The organism is Bradyrhizobium sp. SZCCT0231 (assembly GCF_018130245.1).
In the GTDB taxonomy this organism is placed as follows: Bacteria; Pseudomonadota; Alphaproteobacteria; order Rhizobiales; family Xanthobacteraceae; genus Bradyrhizobium; species Bradyrhizobium japonicum_F.
In genome coordinates, this window is the sequence record NZ_JAFCKP010000002.1 from 92629 (window position 1) to 108293 (window position 15665).

At 65.1% G+C, this 15665-nt stretch carries 10 protein-coding genes; 9 read left to right on the plus strand and 1 reads right to left on the minus strand.

Translation table 11 applies throughout. The features are described 5' to 3' along the window. The first annotated feature begins 172 nt into the window (after positions 1-172). From JQ566_RS07875 to JQ566_RS07905, 7 genes are all read left to right on the plus strand, one after another. Positions 173-1606 carry a sigma-54-dependent transcriptional regulator gene (locus tag JQ566_RS07875; protein ID WP_212371678.1) on the plus strand — a complete coding sequence of 478 codons (1434 nt, stop codon included), beginning with the start codon at positions 173-175 and terminating at the stop codon, positions 1604-1606. After that, the gene (locus JQ566_RS07880) at positions 1599-3623 is read left to right on the plus strand and encodes a sensor histidine kinase (RefSeq protein WP_212371679.1); all 2025 of its coding nucleotides are present in this window, start codon (positions 1599-1601) and stop codon (positions 3621-3623) included. The genes JQ566_RS07875 and JQ566_RS07880 overlap by 8 nt, the downstream gene beginning before the upstream one ends. 342 nt (positions 3624-3965) lie before the next feature. Beyond that, the gene (locus JQ566_RS07885; protein ID WP_212371680.1) at positions 3966-5618 is read left to right on the plus strand and encodes an OFA family MFS transporter; all 1653 of its coding nucleotides are present in this window, start codon (positions 3966-3968) and stop codon (positions 5616-5618) included. Positions 5619-5929: 311 nt separating this feature from the next. Then, positions 5930-7633: an NADH-ubiquinone oxidoreductase-F iron-sulfur binding region domain-containing protein gene (locus JQ566_RS07890; RefSeq protein ID WP_212371682.1), complete on the plus strand. Its 1704-nt coding sequence runs from the start codon at positions 5930-5932 to the stop codon at positions 7631-7633. Then, positions 7630-10398 (plus strand): formate dehydrogenase subunit alpha, encoded by a 2769-nt coding sequence (gene fdhF / locus JQ566_RS07895; protein WP_212371685.1) that lies wholly within the window; start codon positions 7630-7632, stop codon positions 10396-10398. The genes JQ566_RS07890 and fdhF overlap by 4 nt, the downstream gene beginning before the upstream one ends. A 330-nt stretch (positions 10399-10728) precedes the next feature. Further along, complete coding sequence (gene ybaK / locus JQ566_RS07900) at positions 10729-11202, plus strand: Cys-tRNA(Pro) deacylase (protein ID WP_212371687.1); 474 nt, start codon at positions 10729-10731, stop codon at positions 11200-11202. 18 nt (positions 11203-11220) lie between these two features. Beyond that, positions 11221-12300, plus strand: coding sequence for a HupE/UreJ family protein (locus JQ566_RS07905; RefSeq protein ID WP_212371689.1), 1080 nt, complete (start codon positions 11221-11223; stop codon positions 12298-12300). Between the two features lie 17 nt (positions 12301-12317). Here the strand turns inward: JQ566_RS07905 and JQ566_RS07910 are convergent, their stop codons facing one another. Next, on the minus strand, positions 12318-13001 hold the full coding sequence (locus JQ566_RS07910; RefSeq protein ID WP_212371691.1) for a GntR family transcriptional regulator: 684 nt from the start codon (positions 12999-13001) through the stop codon (positions 12318-12320). A 150-nt stretch (positions 13002-13151) separates the two neighbouring features. Between JQ566_RS07910 and tcuA the strand changes: the two genes are divergently transcribed. Together tcuA and tcuB are read left to right on the plus strand one after the other, a co-directional pair. After that, positions 13152-14543, plus strand: a complete 1392-nt coding sequence (tcuA, locus tag JQ566_RS07915; RefSeq protein WP_212371693.1) for an FAD-dependent tricarballylate dehydrogenase TcuA — start codon at positions 13152-13154, stop codon at positions 14541-14543. Beyond that, on the plus strand, positions 14530-15636 hold the full coding sequence (gene tcuB, locus JQ566_RS07920; protein ID WP_212371696.1) for a tricarballylate utilization 4Fe-4S protein TcuB: 1107 nt from the start codon (positions 14530-14532) through the stop codon (positions 15634-15636). The genes tcuA and tcuB overlap by 14 nt, the downstream gene beginning before the upstream one ends. Positions 15637-15665: the final 29 nt, after the last annotated feature.

Genomic DNA, 15665 nt, shown 5'->3' on the forward strand with positions numbered 1-15665 from the left:
AAAGGCGAATGTTCACGGCGGCGACGTTTGACTATGCTGCGCCCGCGGGGGAAACGGCCGGAGCTTCGCTGCAATGCGAAAGGCGCCGGCTATCGCCGTGGATGATCTCAAACCCAAGACTTTCAAACCCAAGACGTTCAAACCCAAGACGTTCAAACCGAAGACATCGGGCATGACTTTCTCAACATCGAGGGCAAGCGCAGCCGCAAGTCCCGCGGTGGGCCGCGAGCCTGCCGTCAAGCTCGGCAAGACGGCTGCAGGGCCGGAGTTCAGCGCGCTGGCGCAGGCCTCGATCCTGATCGTCGACGACGAGCCGGGCATGCGCAATTTCCTGGTGCGCACGCTTGCGCCGCGCTGCAAGCTGGTGGACGAGGCGGCCGATACCGACCAGGCCTCGCGCAAGCTCGATTCCAACCGCTACGACGTCGTCATTCTCGATAACATCATGCCAGGCAAGAATGGCGTCGATTGGCTCGCCGAGCAGCGCGCCGTCGGCTTCTTCGCCGACGCCATCCTGATCACCGCCTATGCCGACCTCGACACCGCGATCCAGGCCCTGCGCGCCGGTGCTGCCGATTTCGTGCTCAAGCCGTTCCGCTCCAACCAGATCCTCAACGCGGTGGCACGATGCCTCGACCGTGTCCGCCTCCAGCGCGAGAACTATGTCCTGCGCTATGCCTTGCGTGCCTCGTCCGACCGCACCTTTCTGCGCGACAATCTGATCGGACAGTCGGCAGCGACGCTGCGCGTGCGTGAGACCATCGCGCGCGTCGCGGGCCTGCCGACCTCGATTCTCCTCACCGGCGAATCCGGCACCGGCAAGGAAGTGGCAGCGCGTTCGATCCACTCGCTGTCCGACCGCGCCGACAAGCCCTTCGTGCCCGTGAATTGCGCGGCGATCCCGCCCGAGATGATCGAGGCCGAGCTGTTCGGACACATCAAGGGCGCCTTCACCGGTGCCGATTCCGGGCGCGAGGGCTTATTCCTGTATGCGCATGGCGGCACGCTGTTCCTCGACGAGATCGGGGAGCTGCCGCTGCCGATGCAGAGCAAGCTGCTCCGCGTGCTCGAAGACCGCCGCGTCCGTCCGGTTGGCTCCGAGCGTGAGGTTCCGGTCGACCTGCGCTTCATCTTCGCGACCAATGCCGAGCTGCAAAGGGAAGTCGAGAAGGGCCGTTTCCGAGCCGATCTGTTCTACCGGCTCAACGTGATGCAGATCCGCCTGCCGCTCCTGAAGGATCGCGGCGATGACGTGCAGGAGCTTGCCGCCATCTTCATGAGCAAGCTGTCGGTTCAGCTCGGCATGCCGCCGGTGCCGATCGACGCCTCGGTGCGGGCGGCGCTCGCAAGCTACGACTGGCCGGGCAATGTGCGCGAGCTGCGCAACCTGATCGAGCGCACGCTGATCCTCGGTGCCTTCCCCGACGATTTCGCCGGTCCCCGCAACAACGGTCAGTCGGCGCCTGCCGACAGTCTCGCGGAGCTCGAGCGCCGTCACATTCTCGGCGTGCTGAAGGAGGTCAATGGCAATCGCGAGGAGGCGGCGCGGCGCCTCGGTATCTCGCGCAAGACCATCGACCGCAAATGCGCGTTGTGGGATGTCTGATGCTGCCGGCCGCAGCGGCGAGCCCGTGCGGGGACGCTCCGTCCGCTTCCGGCTGCTAGCGATCGCGCTGCTGCCGATGCTGGTCATCCTGCCGCTCCTCCTCGGCGTTGCGATCTATCGCTGGAACGCGAAATTCGACGCGACCCTGATCTCCAAGGTGAACGGCGATCTCACCATCGCCCACCAATATCTCGCCCGCATCCTGGAAAAGACCGGCGTCCAGCTCCGGGCGCTCAGCCTGTCGGCCCGCTTCCACGAGGTGCTGGGGCCGGATGCGCGCGGCTCGCTCCAGGATCTGCTCGACGAGACCCGCAAGGAGATCGGTCTCGATTTCCTCTATCTGACCAACGATCGCGGCGATGTCCTGGCCTCGTCGCCGCCGTTGCAGCATCGACCGAGGAGCGACTGGCCGATCATCAAGTCGGCGCTGTCGGGCCAGGTCCCTGCGACGGGCGTCGACATTTTCGGCAATGACGAGCTCGCCGCGATCTCGCCGGCCCTGGCCGAGCGCGCGCGCCTGGACCTCGTGTCGACCCCGAACGCGGTGCCGACCGACCGCAGCACGGAGACGCGCGGCATGGTCGTGCATGCGGCCAGCCGGGCGATGCTGCCTGACGGTGGCGCCGCTGCGCTGGTCGGCGGCACCCTGCTCAACCAGAATCTCGAATTCATCGATACGATCAACGATCTCGTTTATCGCGCGGCGAGCCTGCCGGAGGGCAGTCAGGGCACCGCGACGCTGTTCCTGGACGACGTGCGGATATCGACCAATGTCCGTCTGTTCGAGGGACGGCGCGCGCTCGGTACGCGCGTGTCGGCGGCGGTGCGCTCGGCCGTGCTGGGCGAGGGGCGCACCTGGCTCGACAGCGCTTTCGTGGTCAATGACTGGTACATCTCCGCCTACGAGCCGCTGGTCGACAGTTATGGCAAGCGCGTCGGCATGCTCTATGTCGGCTTTCTGGAGAAGCCGTTCAGCGAAGCCAAATACCAGACATTGCTGATCATCGTCGCGGCGTTCATCGTCATCACCGCCGCGACCGTCCCGATCTTCCTGCGCTGGGCGAGCTCCATCTTCATGCCGCTGGAGCGCGTCACGGCGACGATCACCGAAGTGGAGCGCGGGAACCTCTCCGCCCGCACCAAGATGCCGGTGTCAGGTGACGAGATCGGCCGCGTCGCGGTTCATCTCGACAGCCTGCTCGACCAGATCCAGGAACGCGACCGACAGCTCCGGGAATGGAATGAGGAATTGAACGTCCGCGTGCGGGAGCGCACGCGCGACCTCGAGCACGCCAATCTCAAGCTCGAGGCAACCACCAAGCAGCTCATCATGTCCGAGAAGCTGGCTGCGATCGGCGAGATCACCGCAGGCGTTGCGCACGAGATCAACAATCCGATCGCGGTGATGCAGGGCAATCTCGACGTCATCCGCAGCGTGTTCGGGGCCGATGCCGACAAGGCGAAGGTCGAGTTTCGCCTGCTCGACGAGCAGATTCACCGCATCAGCCAGATCGTGACCAAGCTGTTGCAGTTTGCAAGGCCGGAGGAATATGCCGGCTATGTCGAGTGCCACGCGCCGGCAAACATCATCTCCGACTGTCTGCCGCTGGTGCAGCATCTTCTGAACAAGACCGAGATCGCCGTGGTCAGGGACGACCGCGCCAGCCGGCTCGTGCTGATGAACCGCAACGAGCTGCAGCAGGTCCTGGTCAATCTCATCGTCAACGCGATCCACGCCATGCCGGAAGGCGGAACCCTGACGCTCCGCGCCTTCGATGCCGAGCGCGACGGCCAGCAAGGCGTCGCCATCGAAATCACTGATACCGGCATCGGCATGAGCGCTGAGGTGATCGAAAAGATCTTCGATCCTTTCTACACGACGAAACAGCGGCAAGGCACCGGGCTCGGCCTCTCCATCAGCCAGACGCTGATCAAGCGCCAGGGCGGACAGATCACGGCCGAAAGCCGCGTCGGTTCCGGGAGTACATTCACGGTGTGGCTGCCGGAAGCGGCCTGACTGGACATTTTGTCCGGGGATTTCAGGACATTCTGTCCTCTGCAGTATATTGCGTTGCGGGAAGTCGTTGAATCGTCACGATGCGGCTTCTGGCACGTGCGTTGCTCATCTCACGACAGGGTGTTGAGGGGGATGAGGGCGCGATAGCCGTCACGGCAACGCTGTTTGCGAGGCGACGGGACGTCACCTGCGATCAGCTGCTTGCTCGGCGCACATGAGGCGGTGCGCATCAGACGTTCTCCTTCGACATGAAGTCCGACCTGTCGTGCGCGGCTGCCAAGCACGCACACGACCGGTCTCAAACCGATGTGCCGGCAAGGCCGCGCTTGGGAGGGAATGCTTATGACGACTGCCGATACCGTTCTTGCACCGGTTGGTGCTTCCGGCTTCCTCGATCGTGAACGCACGATCGCGACGGCCGGCTTCAATCGCTGGCTGGTGCCGCCGGCGGCGCTGTGCATCCATCTCTGTATCGGCATGGCCTACGGCTTCTCGGTGTTCTGGCTGCCGCTGTCGCGCGCAATCGGCATCGCGGCGCCTAAGTCATGCCCGGACATGTCGCTGTGGCAGGAGCTGTTCACAACGAGCTGCGACTGGAAGGTCGCCAGCCTCGGGTGGATGTACACGCTGTTCTTTGTCCTGCTCGGCGTCTCCGCCGCGATCTGGGGCGGCTGGCTCGAGCGCGCCGGTCCGCGCAAGGCGGGCGTCGTCGCCGCCTGCTGCTGGGGCGGCGGGCTTTTGATCGGTGCCTTCGGCGTCTACGTCCACCAGCTCTGGATCATGTGGCTTGGTTGCGGCGTGATCGGCGGCGTCGGACTCGGGCTCGGCTACATCTCCCCGGTGTCGACGCTGATCAAATGGTTTCCCGATCGCCGCGGCATGGCGACCGGCATGGCCATCATGGGATTTGGCGGCGGTGCCATGATTGGAGCGCCTCTGGCCAATCTCTTGATCAACTACTTCAAGACGCCCACCTCCGTCGGTGTCTGGGAGACCTTCGTCACGATGGGGGTGGTCTATTTCGTCTTCATGATGATCGGCGCCTTCGCCTATCGCGTGACTCCGGCCGGCTGGAAGCCCGAGGGCTGGACGCCGCCGAGCGAGAAGAAGTCGATGATCACCGAGCACCACGTGCACCTCGACAACGCGCACAAGACGCCGCAATTCTGGCTGATCTGGTGGGTGCTCTGCTTGAACGTCTCGGCGGGCATCGGCGTGATCGGCATGGCCTCGCCCATGCTCCAGGAGATCTTCGCGGGCAAGCTGATCGGGCATCCGGAGCTGACCTTCAGCCAGCTTTCGGTTGAACAGAAAGCTGCGATCGCGGCGATCGCTGCGGGCTTCGCCGGTCTCTTGTCGTTGTTCAACATCGGCGGCCGCTTCTTCTGGGCCTCGATGTCGGACCTCATGGGGCGCAAGAACACCTACTACACGTTCTTCGTCCTCGGCATCGCGCTCTATGCGCTGGCGCCGACCTTCGCGGCGATGGGCTCGAAGCTGCTGTTCGTGGTCGGCTTCGGCATCATCCTGTCGATGTATGGTGGCGGCTTCGCGACCGTGCCGGCCTATCTCGCCGACATGTTCGGCACCCAGTTCGTCGGCGCCATCCACGGCCGGCTGCTGACGGCATGGTCGACGGCGGGCATCATCGGCCCCGTCGTGGTCAACTACATCCGCGAGTTCCAGCTCGCGGCCGGCGTGCCGCGCGACCAGCTCTACAACACCACCATGTACATCCTGTGTGCGATGTTGATCGCAGGCCTGATCTGCAACTACCTGATCAAGCCGGTCGATTCGAAGTGGCACATGAAGGACGCCGATGTCGCCAAGTTGCAGGCGGCGAGCGCCAGCGCTGCAGCCGCAGGGCCGCACGGCTCCTACGGCATCGGCTTTGGCGGGCTCGACGCCAGGGCGGCGCTGTTCTGGGCCTTCGTCGGCGTTCCCCTGGCTTGGGGTGTGTGGAAGACGCTGGAGAGCGCGGTCAAGATTTTCTGATCGCACATTCATCGCGAGCGGGAGCGCTCCATGGGTGCGCTCCCGCCGTAGCTTCGGAGCGGGACTTCGATACGATTTCGCTATCGCAGCATAGGAAGCCTTTATTGATCTCAGGACCAATTCAGGCTTCGTTCTGTCAGTTGGCGCGTTGGACGAACGCAAGGCCGTGTCCGGGCAGCGATCCAGGGGTTGCTCTTGGGCTGCTCTTGGGCTGCGCTTAACTGCTTCCTTGAACATGATAATTTAATTGGCATTTGGCATGCCAGAGGCTAGAACTGGAGCCGTTCTAGAAGCGAGATCGAGACGAATCGATGAGCCACGACGTGCACAAGGTCCGCCCGTTCGAGCATCCCGGTGAGGGACGCCGACGCGCCAAGGCGACCCCCAAGGGGCGGCAGGTCGATCCCACGGCCGCGCACGAGATCGAGCTATTGCTCGGCGACCGGCCGCGGCGGCGCGATCTCTTGATCGAATATCTGCACCTGATCCAGGACAAGTACCACCAGATCTCGGCTGCGCATCTGGCCGCGCTCGCCGACGAGATGAAGCTCGCCTTCGCCGAGGTGTTCGAGACCGCGACCTTCTACGCGCATTTCGACGTGGTGAAGGAAGGCGAGCCCGATATCGCGCCGCTGACGATCCGCGTCTGCGATTCGCTGACTTGCGCGATGCTTGGCGGCGAGAAGCTGCTCGAAGATCTGCAGAGCGCGTCAGGTCCCGGCATCCGCGTCGTGCGCGCGCCCTGCGTCGGTCGTTGCGATACTGCGCCCGCCGCTGAAGTCGGTCACAACTTCGTTGACCACGCCACCGTCGCCAATGTGATGGCGGCGGCCAAGGCCGGCGACACTCACGCGCATCTGCCCAAATATGTCGACTACGAGGCCTATGTCGCCGGCGGCGGCTACAAGCTGCTGGGCCGCCTGCGCTCGGGCGAATTGTCGAAGGACGATCTCCTGAAAGCGCTCGACGACGCTTCGCTGCGCGGCCTCGGCGGCGCCGGCTTCCCCACGGGGCGCAAATGGCGCGCGGTGTTGGGAGAGCCCGGGCCGCGGCTGATGGCGATCAACGGCGACGAGGGCGAGCCGGGCACGTTCAAGGACCGCTATTACCTCGAAACCGATCCGCATCGCTTCATCGAGGGCATGCTGATCGGCGCGCATGTGGTGCAGGCCTCCGACGTCTACATTTATCTGCGCGACGAATATCCGGCCTCGCGCGAAATCCTCGAGCGCGAGATCGCGAAGCTCCCGCCGGGCGGGCCGACGCTGCACATGCGGCGCGGCGCCGGCGCCTATATCTGCGGCGAGGAATCCTCGCTGCTGGAAAGCATCGAAGGCAAGCGCGGCCTGCCCAGGCACAAACCGCCGTACCCGTTCCAGGTCGGCCTGTTCGGCCTGCCGACGCTGATCAACAACATCGAGACGCTGTGGTGGGTGCGCGACATCGTCGAGAAGGGGGCCGACTGGTGGAAGGGCCATGGCCGCCACGAGCGTCATGGCCTGCGCAGCTTCTCGGTCTCGGGCCGCGTCAAGAATCCCGGCATGAAGCTCGCGCCATCAGGCATCACCGTGCGTGAGCTGATCGACGAATATTGCGGCGGCATGGCCGACGGCCATCAGTTCTACGCGTACCTGCCGGGCGGTGCCTCCGGCGGCATTCTGCCCGCGTCGATGGACGACATCCCGCTCGATTTCGGCACGCTGGAGAAATACGGCTGCTTCATCGGCTCGGCCGCGATCGTCATCCTGTCGCACAAGGACAGCGTACGTGCGGCTGCATTGAACCTGATGAAGTTCTTCGAGGATGAGAGCTGCGGCCAGTGCACGCCGTGCCGCGTCGGAACCCAGAAGGCGGCGCTGCTGATGCAGAGGCCGGTCTGGAACCGCGCCCTGCTCGAAGAATTGAGCCAGGCGATGCGCGATGCCTCGATCTGCGGGCTCGGACAGGCGGCATCGAATCCGCTGTCCTCCGTGATCAAATATTTCCCTGACGAGTTCAAGGAAGCGGCCGAATGACCAAGATTACGTTCGAGCTCGACGGCAAGCAGGTCGAGGCCAAACCCGGCGAGACGATCTGGCAGGTCGCAAAACGGCAGGGCCGCGACATCCCGCATCTGTGCTATTCGCCGGCACCGGACTATCGCCCCGACGGCAATTGCCGCGCCTGCATGGTCGAGATCGAGGGCGAGCGCGTGCTGGCGGCGTCCTGCAAGCGCACCCCGTCGGTCGGCATGAAGGTAAAGACCGAGAGCGCCCGCGCAACTGCTGCGCAGAAGATGGTGATGGAGCTGCTCGTCGCCGACCAGCCGGCGCGCGAGACCTCGCACGATCCGGAGTCGAAGTTCTGGCACTGGGCCGAGGCGACTGGCGTCACCGAAAGCCGTTTCCCCGCCGCCGAGCGCTGGGCGACCGACGCCAGTCATCCGGCGATGCGCGTCAATCTCGATGCCTGCATCCAGTGCGGCCTGTGCGTGCGCGCCTGCCGCGAGGTCCAGGTCAACGACGTCATCGGCATGGCTTATCGCAGTCACGGCTCGAAAATCGTGTTCGACTTCGACGATCCCATGGGCGAATCCACCTGCGTCGCCTGCGGCGAATGCGTGCAGGCCTGCCCGACCGGCGCGTTGATGCCGGCCGTGATGCTCGACGACAAGCAGACGCGCGTCACCTATGCCGACAGGAAGGTGGATTCGCTCTGCCCGTTCTGCGGCGTCGGTTGCCAGGTGACCTACGAGGTCAAGGACGAGAAGGTAATTTATGCCGAGGGCCGTGACGGTCCCGCCAACCACAACCGTCTTTGTGTGAAGGGCCGCTTCGGCTTCGACTACATCCACCATCCGCATCGCCTGACAAAACCGCTGGTGCGGTTGCCGAATGCGAAGAAGGACGCCAACGACCAGGTCGATCCGGCCAATCCCTTCACGCATTTCCGCGAGGCGAGCTGGGAGGAAGCGCTCGACATCGCTGCCAAGGGCCTCGTCAAGATCCGCGACGAGAAGGGCGTCAAGGCGCTTGCCGGCTTCGGCTCGGCCAAGGGCTCGAACGAAGAGGCCTATCTGTTCCAGAAGCTGGTGCGTACCGGTTTCGGCTCGAACAATGTCGACCATTGCACCCGCCTGTGCCACGCCTCGTCGGTGGCAGCGCTGTTCGAAGGCCTGAGCTCGGGCGCGGTGTCCGCGCCGTTCTCCGCCGCGATGGATGCCGAAGTGATCTGGGTGATCGGTGCCAACCCGACCGTGAACCATCCGGTCGCCGCGACCTTCATCAAGAACGCGGTCAAGCAGAACGGCGCCAAGCTGTTCGTGATGGATCCGCGCCGGCAGGCGCTGTCGCGCCATGCGACCAAGCATCTGCAGTTCAAGCCCGGCTCCGACGTCGCGATGCTGAACGCGATGATCAACACGATCATCACCGAGGGGCTCACCGACGATCAGTACATCGCCGGCTACACCGAGGGTTTCGAGGACCTCAAGGAGAAGATCAAGGAATTCACGCCGGAGAAGATGGAGCCGATCTGCGGCATCCCGGCGCAGACGCTGCGCGAGGTCGCGCGCACCTATGCGCGCGCAAAATCCTCGATCATCTTCTGGGGCATGGGCATCAGCCAGCACGTCCACGGCACCGACAATGCGCGCTGCCTGATTGCGCTGGCGCTGATCACCGGACAGGTCGGCCGCCCCGGCACCGGCCTGCATCCGCTGCGCGGCCAGAACAACGTGCAGGGTGCCTCCGACGCTGGCCTGATCCCGATGTTCCTGCCGGACTACCAGCCGGTCAGCCGCGACGACTTGCGCGGCGCCTTCGAAAAGCTGTGGCAGCAGGATCTCGATCCCGTCCGCGGCCTGACCGTGGTCGAGATCATGAACGCGATCCATGCCGGCGAGATCACGGGCATGTATATCGAGGGCGAGAATCCCGCGATGTCCGACCCCGATCTCCAGCATGCCCGTGAAGCGCTCGCCATGCTCGATCATCTCGTGGTGCAGGATCTCTTCGTCACCGAGACCGCTTTCCACGCCGACGTGATCCTGCCGGCCTCCGCCTTTGCCGAGAAGGACGGCTCCTTCACCAACACCGACCGCCGCGTGCAGCTCGCGCGCCAGGTGATCAAGCCGCCGGGCGATGCGCGGCAGGATCTCTGGATCATCCAGGAGATCGGCAAGCGCATGGGCCTGTCGTGGAATTATTCCGGTCCCGGCGACGTCTACACCGAGATGGCGGAGCTGATGCCGTCGCTGAAGAACATCAGCTGGGAGCGGCTGGTGCGCGAAGGCGCGGTCACCTATCCGGCCGACGCTCCTGACAAGCCCGGCAACGAGATCATCTTCACCACGGGCTTCCCGACCGCGAGCGGTCGCGGCAAGATCGTGCCGGCGAAGGTCATCCCGCCGGACGAGATTCCCGACGACGAATATCCGATGGTGCTGTCGACCGGCCGCGTGCTGGAGCACTGGCACACGGGCTCGATGACGCGCCGCGCCCAGGTGCTCGACCAGATCGAGCCCGAGGCGGTGGCGTTCATGTCGCCGAAGGACATGCGCAGGAAGAAGCTCGCACCCGGCGACTTCATTCGCCTGGAGACGCGCCGCGGCGCCGTCGAGGTCAAGGTGCGCTCCGACCGCGACGTGCCCGAGAACATGGTGTTCATGCCGTTCTGCTACGCGGAAGCGGCGGCGAACCTGCTCACCAACCCGGCGCTCGACCCGTTCGGCAAGATTCCGGAGTTCAAGTTCTGCGCAGTGCGTGCCGAACGCGCGGAGATGCGGGACGCGGCGGAGTAGGGGAAGTTCTCGGCGGAGGCCGCGTGGCGCCCTCAAACTCCGCTGTCGGCCTCGCGCACGAGACTTGCCGCAGAAACCGCTGTCATGCCCCGGCTTGACCGGGGCATCCAGTACGCCGCGGCTGATGTGGTGAGAGCGAGCGCTCCAATGCGGGCCTCTGGAATACTGGATCGCCCGGTCAAGCCGGGCGATGACACCGAGGGTGGGGCGCGCATACAGTGCCCACACCGTCATTGCGAGCGAAGCGAAGCAATCCAGACGGCCTCCGCGGCAGGATCCTGGATTGCTTCGTCGCTTCGCTCCTCGCAATGACGGTGCTACATGTGACGCATGTCCAAAGTCACCCCAGCCACGCGCGCGCTTGACGCCGCCGGTGTTGCCTTCACCGTTCACACCTACGACTATGATCCCGACGCCGAGAGCATCGGGCTCCAGGCGGCCGCCGCACTTGGCGAGGACCCGGCGCGCGTCCTGAAGACGCTGATGGCGCTGGTGGACGGCAAGCCGGTCTGCGTGATCGTGCCGTCCGACCAGGAGGTCTCGATGAAGAAGCTCGCCGCGGCCGCGGGCGGCAAGTCGGCGCAGATGATGAAGCCGCCCGAGGCGGAGCGCGTCACTGGCTACAAAGTCGGCGGCATCAGCCCGTTCGGGCAACGCAAGCAGGTCGGCACAGTGATCGAGCAGAGCGCGCTCGCGCATGACCTGGTCTATCTCAACGGCGGCCAGCGCGGCTTGCAGGTGCGGCTGAAGCCCACCGAGGTTCGGGATGCTCTGAAGGCGGCTGTGGCGGATGTGCTGGCTTGAAGGCGATGGGGCGGGATCATGAGGTGGCCACTGTTCCTGTGGCTTCAGGTCCTGCTCTGCCTGCCGGCCGAGGCGCATCAGATCAACCTTGCGACGGCGCGCGTGGCGCTGGCCGGCGATCGCACGGTGAGCGTCGAACTGGGACTGAAGGGTAGCGATGTCGATCGCCTGATCGGTTCGAGGATCCACGATGCGCGCCAGGACGCGGTCGATCCCGCCGCGGTCGAAGCGGCCAGGGCCACAATCTTGGAATATCTCGACAGGCACTTGGTTGTGACGGGCGGCGGCACTGCTTGCCCGCGGCGCGATGCCGCGATCCTACCCGATGGTGACGGCGTCATTTATCGCACCAGTTTCGCTTGCGCGAACGCGCCCGGCGATATCGTCTATCGTTCCACTGTGCTGACCGAGACGGACAAGACCGCGCGCCAGGTGGTGCTGATCGCGCAAGGCAAGTCCGAGGCGCAGGCCTTGCTCGACGCCGCCACGACGACGGTTACGCTCTCCACGGCGCCGCCGTCGCTGGTCTCGACCATGCAGCGCTATCTCGTGACGGGCATCGAGCACATCTTCCTCGGCTACGATCACATCGCATTCTTGGCTGCAGTCGTCTTGTGGGCACGCAGGCTCGTTCCGGTCATCAAGATCGTCACCGCCTTTACCGTCGCCCATTCCTTGACGTTGTCGCTGGCGGCGTTGAACGTCCTGGTCATCCCCAGCCGCATCGTGGAGCCCGCGATTGCGGCTTCGATCGTGTTCGTCGCAGTCGAAAACTTCTTTTCGCGCGATGTCGACAGGCGCTGGCGCGTGGCTTTTCTGTTTGGCTTGATCCACGGCTTCGGCTTCGCCGGCGCGCTTCGCGAGATCGGCCTGCCGCCTGATGCGATCGTCCCGGCGCTGGCCGCCTTCAATGTCGGCGTCGAGATCGGGCAGATCGCGATCGTCGCGTTGATGTTGCCGGTGCTTGGCTCGCTGGACAGGCTGACCGCGGTCGGCCGGGAGGAGCCGGCGCGGACGGCGCGGCTGGTCTACACGATGTCCGCCGGGATCGGACTTCTGGGCGGCTATTGGCTGCTGACGCGTGTGTTCGAGGCGTGATCGCGTCGGCGATAGGCCTATTGCTTCTGCAACAGTTTCAGCCGACAGCGCAGCGCCTCGCGAATATGCGCACGCGCCAATTGCTCCGACTTGTCTCCGTCGCGCGCGGCGATGGCTGCAATGATCGCCTGGTGCTCGCCGTGGCTCGTCCTGGGACGGCCTGTGACCGTGAAAGTGGTTGGGCCGAGCAGGGCGATCCAGTCCTGCAATTCCCGCGACGCGTTGTCGAGATAGCGGTTGCGCGCGGCGCGGCAGATCGCCTCGTGGAAGGCACGATTGAGCCGCGCCATCTCGGCTGCGTCGGTTGCGGATGCTTCGACAAAGGCCTGCTCGATATCGCGGAGCGCGTCGATCTCCGGCGCTGAGGCGTGCTCGGCGGCGAGGCGCGCGGCGGCGCCTTCCATGATCTCGCGCATGGCGTAGAGCTCGAGCACCTCTGAAATGTCCAGGTTGCGGACGATCAGCCCGCGGCCGCCGGCGGGCTCGACGAAGCCGCGCGCCGCGAGCCGGCCCAGCGCTTCGCGAACCGGCGTGCGGCTGACCTTCAGCCGCTGCGCGACCTCCTCTTCGCGCAGGCGGTCGCCGGCGCGGTAGCTGCCGGCCTGGAGCGCCTCGCACAGCGATCGGAATACGGCTTCGCCGAGCGCAACGCCGCCGCTGCGCGCGATCGTTCCACCTGCCTTTACGGGCCGTCTGGCCATTGTCCCTCGATGCGCATCCTGCCCATGCAGAGATGCCGCTTGCGCCGTTTATGTATATCTTTGTATACAAAGGTGCGCAATGGCGGATCGGCTCGATCGAGACCGCCTGCTCGCAGAATGTCTCCAATTTCGTCGCATCGGGCAGACGGCATGAGCAGCAAATACGACGTGCTGGTGATCGGCGGCGGCAATGCGGCCCTGTGCGCGGCGATCAGCGCCCGACGCGGCGGCGCCTCGGTGCTGGTGCTCGAAGGCGCGCCAAAGTTCTACCGCGGCGGCAACACCCGCCACACCCGCAACATGCGCTGCGCCCATGATGCTGCGACCGAGATCCTCACCGGTCCCTATACCGAAGAGGAATTCTGGGAGGACCTGCTGCGCGTCACCGGCGGAGAGACCGACGAGGTGCTGGCGCGCCACATGATCCGGGAGTCCAAGGACATCCTGAACTGGATCGTGGAACAGGGCGTGCGCTGGCAGCCCTCGCTCGGGGGCACGCTGAGCCTCGGCCGCACCAACTCCTTCTTCCTCGGCGGCGGCCGGGCGATGCTGAACGCGTTGTATCTCACCGCGGAACGGCTCGGTGTCGCCGTCGAATACGATGCCGAGGTCGCCGACCTCGCGATCGAGGACGGCATGTTCCTCGCCGCGCGCCTCGAGCGGCCGGTCAGGGGTGAGACCGAGATCCGCGCGACGTCGCTGGTTGCGGCGGCCGGCGGCTTCGAGGCCAACATCGAATGGCTGAAGCAATATTGGGGCGAAGCCGCCGACAATTTCCTGATCCGCGGCACGCCCTATAACCGCGGCTCGATCCTGAAGATGCTGCTCGACAAGGGCGTGCAGGAGGTCGGAGATCCCACCCAGTGCCACGCGGTCGCGATCGACGCCCGCGCGCCGAAATTCGACGGCGGCATCATCACGCGGCACGACTCGGTCGTGTTCGGCATCGTCGTCAACAAGCACGCGCAGCGCTTCTACGACGAAGGCGAGGACATCTGGCCGAAGCGCTACGCGATCTGGGGCAGGCTGGTCGCGGCGCAGCCCGACCAGATCGCGTATATCATCTTCGACTCGACCGTCGTCACCAGCTTCATGCCGACGCTGTTTCCGCCGATCGCCGGGCAGACTGTGGCCGAGCTCGCCGGCAAGCTGGAGCTCGATCCGGCCGCGCTGGAGAAGACCATCACCGAGTTCAACGCGGCGGTGCGGCCCGGCACCTTCGATCACACCATCCTCGACGACTGCCGCACCGAGGGCATCACGCCGCCGAAGACCCACTGGGCGCGCCGGATCGAAACGCCGCCTTATCTCGCCTATCCGGTCCGTCCCGGCATCACCTTCACCTATCTCGGCACGCGCGTGAACAAGGAGGCGCGGATGCTGATGAAGGGCGGCAAGCCGTCCGCCAACATGTTCGCGGCCGGCGAGATCATGGCGGGCAACGTGCTCGGCAAGGGCTATGCGGCCGGCATGGGCATGACCATCGGCAGCGTGTTCGGGCGGATCGCGGGACGGGAAGCGGCGAAACATGCACGGAACTAGGATTCTCGACGAAGCCGACCGTCTGATGACGGTCTGCAATTCCTGCCGCTACTGCGAGGGCCTGTGCGCGGTCTTTCCGGCCATGGAGATGCGCCGCGCCTTCTCCGACGGCGACCTCAACTATCTCGCCAATCTCTGCCATTCCTGCGGCGCCTGCTATGTCGATTGCCAGTTCTCGCCGCCGCACGAGTTCGACGTCAACGTCCCCAAGACGCTGGCGGTCGCGCGCGCGGAATCCTATGCGGCCTATGCCTGGCCGCAGGCGCTGTCCGGCGCCTTCGCTCGCAATGGCCTCGTCATCAGCATCATCGCCGCGCTCAGCATGGCGGCCTTCATCCTCGGCTTCGCCGCGCTCAACGACCGCAGCGTGCTGTTCGGAGTCCATACCGGTCCAGGCGCGTTCTACAAATTGATGCCGCACAATGCGATGGCCGTGCTGTTCAGCGCCGCCTTCCTCTACGCGATCCTCGCCCTCGTCATGAGCATGCGCGCCTTCTGGCGCGACATCGGCGCGCCCATCGGCAATCGTGCCGATAGCGGCTCGATCTTTCAGGCGATCCGCGACGCCGGCGAGCTGCGCTATCTCCATGGCGGCGGCGTCGGCTGTTACAATGAGGACGACAAGCCCACTGACCGGCGCAAGCTCTATCACCACCTGACCTTCTACGGCTTCATCCTATGCTTTGCAGCGACGTCGGTGGCAACGCTCTATCACTACCTGCTCGCGCGCGAGGCGCCATATCCGTGGTGGGATCTGCCCGTGGTGCTCGGCACGCTCGGCGGCATCGGCCTGATCATAGGCCCGATCGGTCTGTTCACGGCCAAGATGCGGCGCGATCCGGCATTGCTTGACGAGAGCCGTTACGGCATGGACGTCGGCTTCATTGCCATGCTGTTCCTGACCGGCGTTACGGGCATGCTGCTTCTCATCCTTCGCGAGACTGCCGCAATGGGGCCGCTGCTCGCGCTGCATCTGGGCGCGGTGTTCGCGCTGTTCATCACCATGCCCTACGGCAAGTTCGTGCACGGCATCTATCGCTTCGCCGCGCTGGTGCGCTACGCGCAGGAGCGGCGCAGCGAAGGCGGGACTTGAGCGGGCACGAGCCGACCTATGTCTTCGCG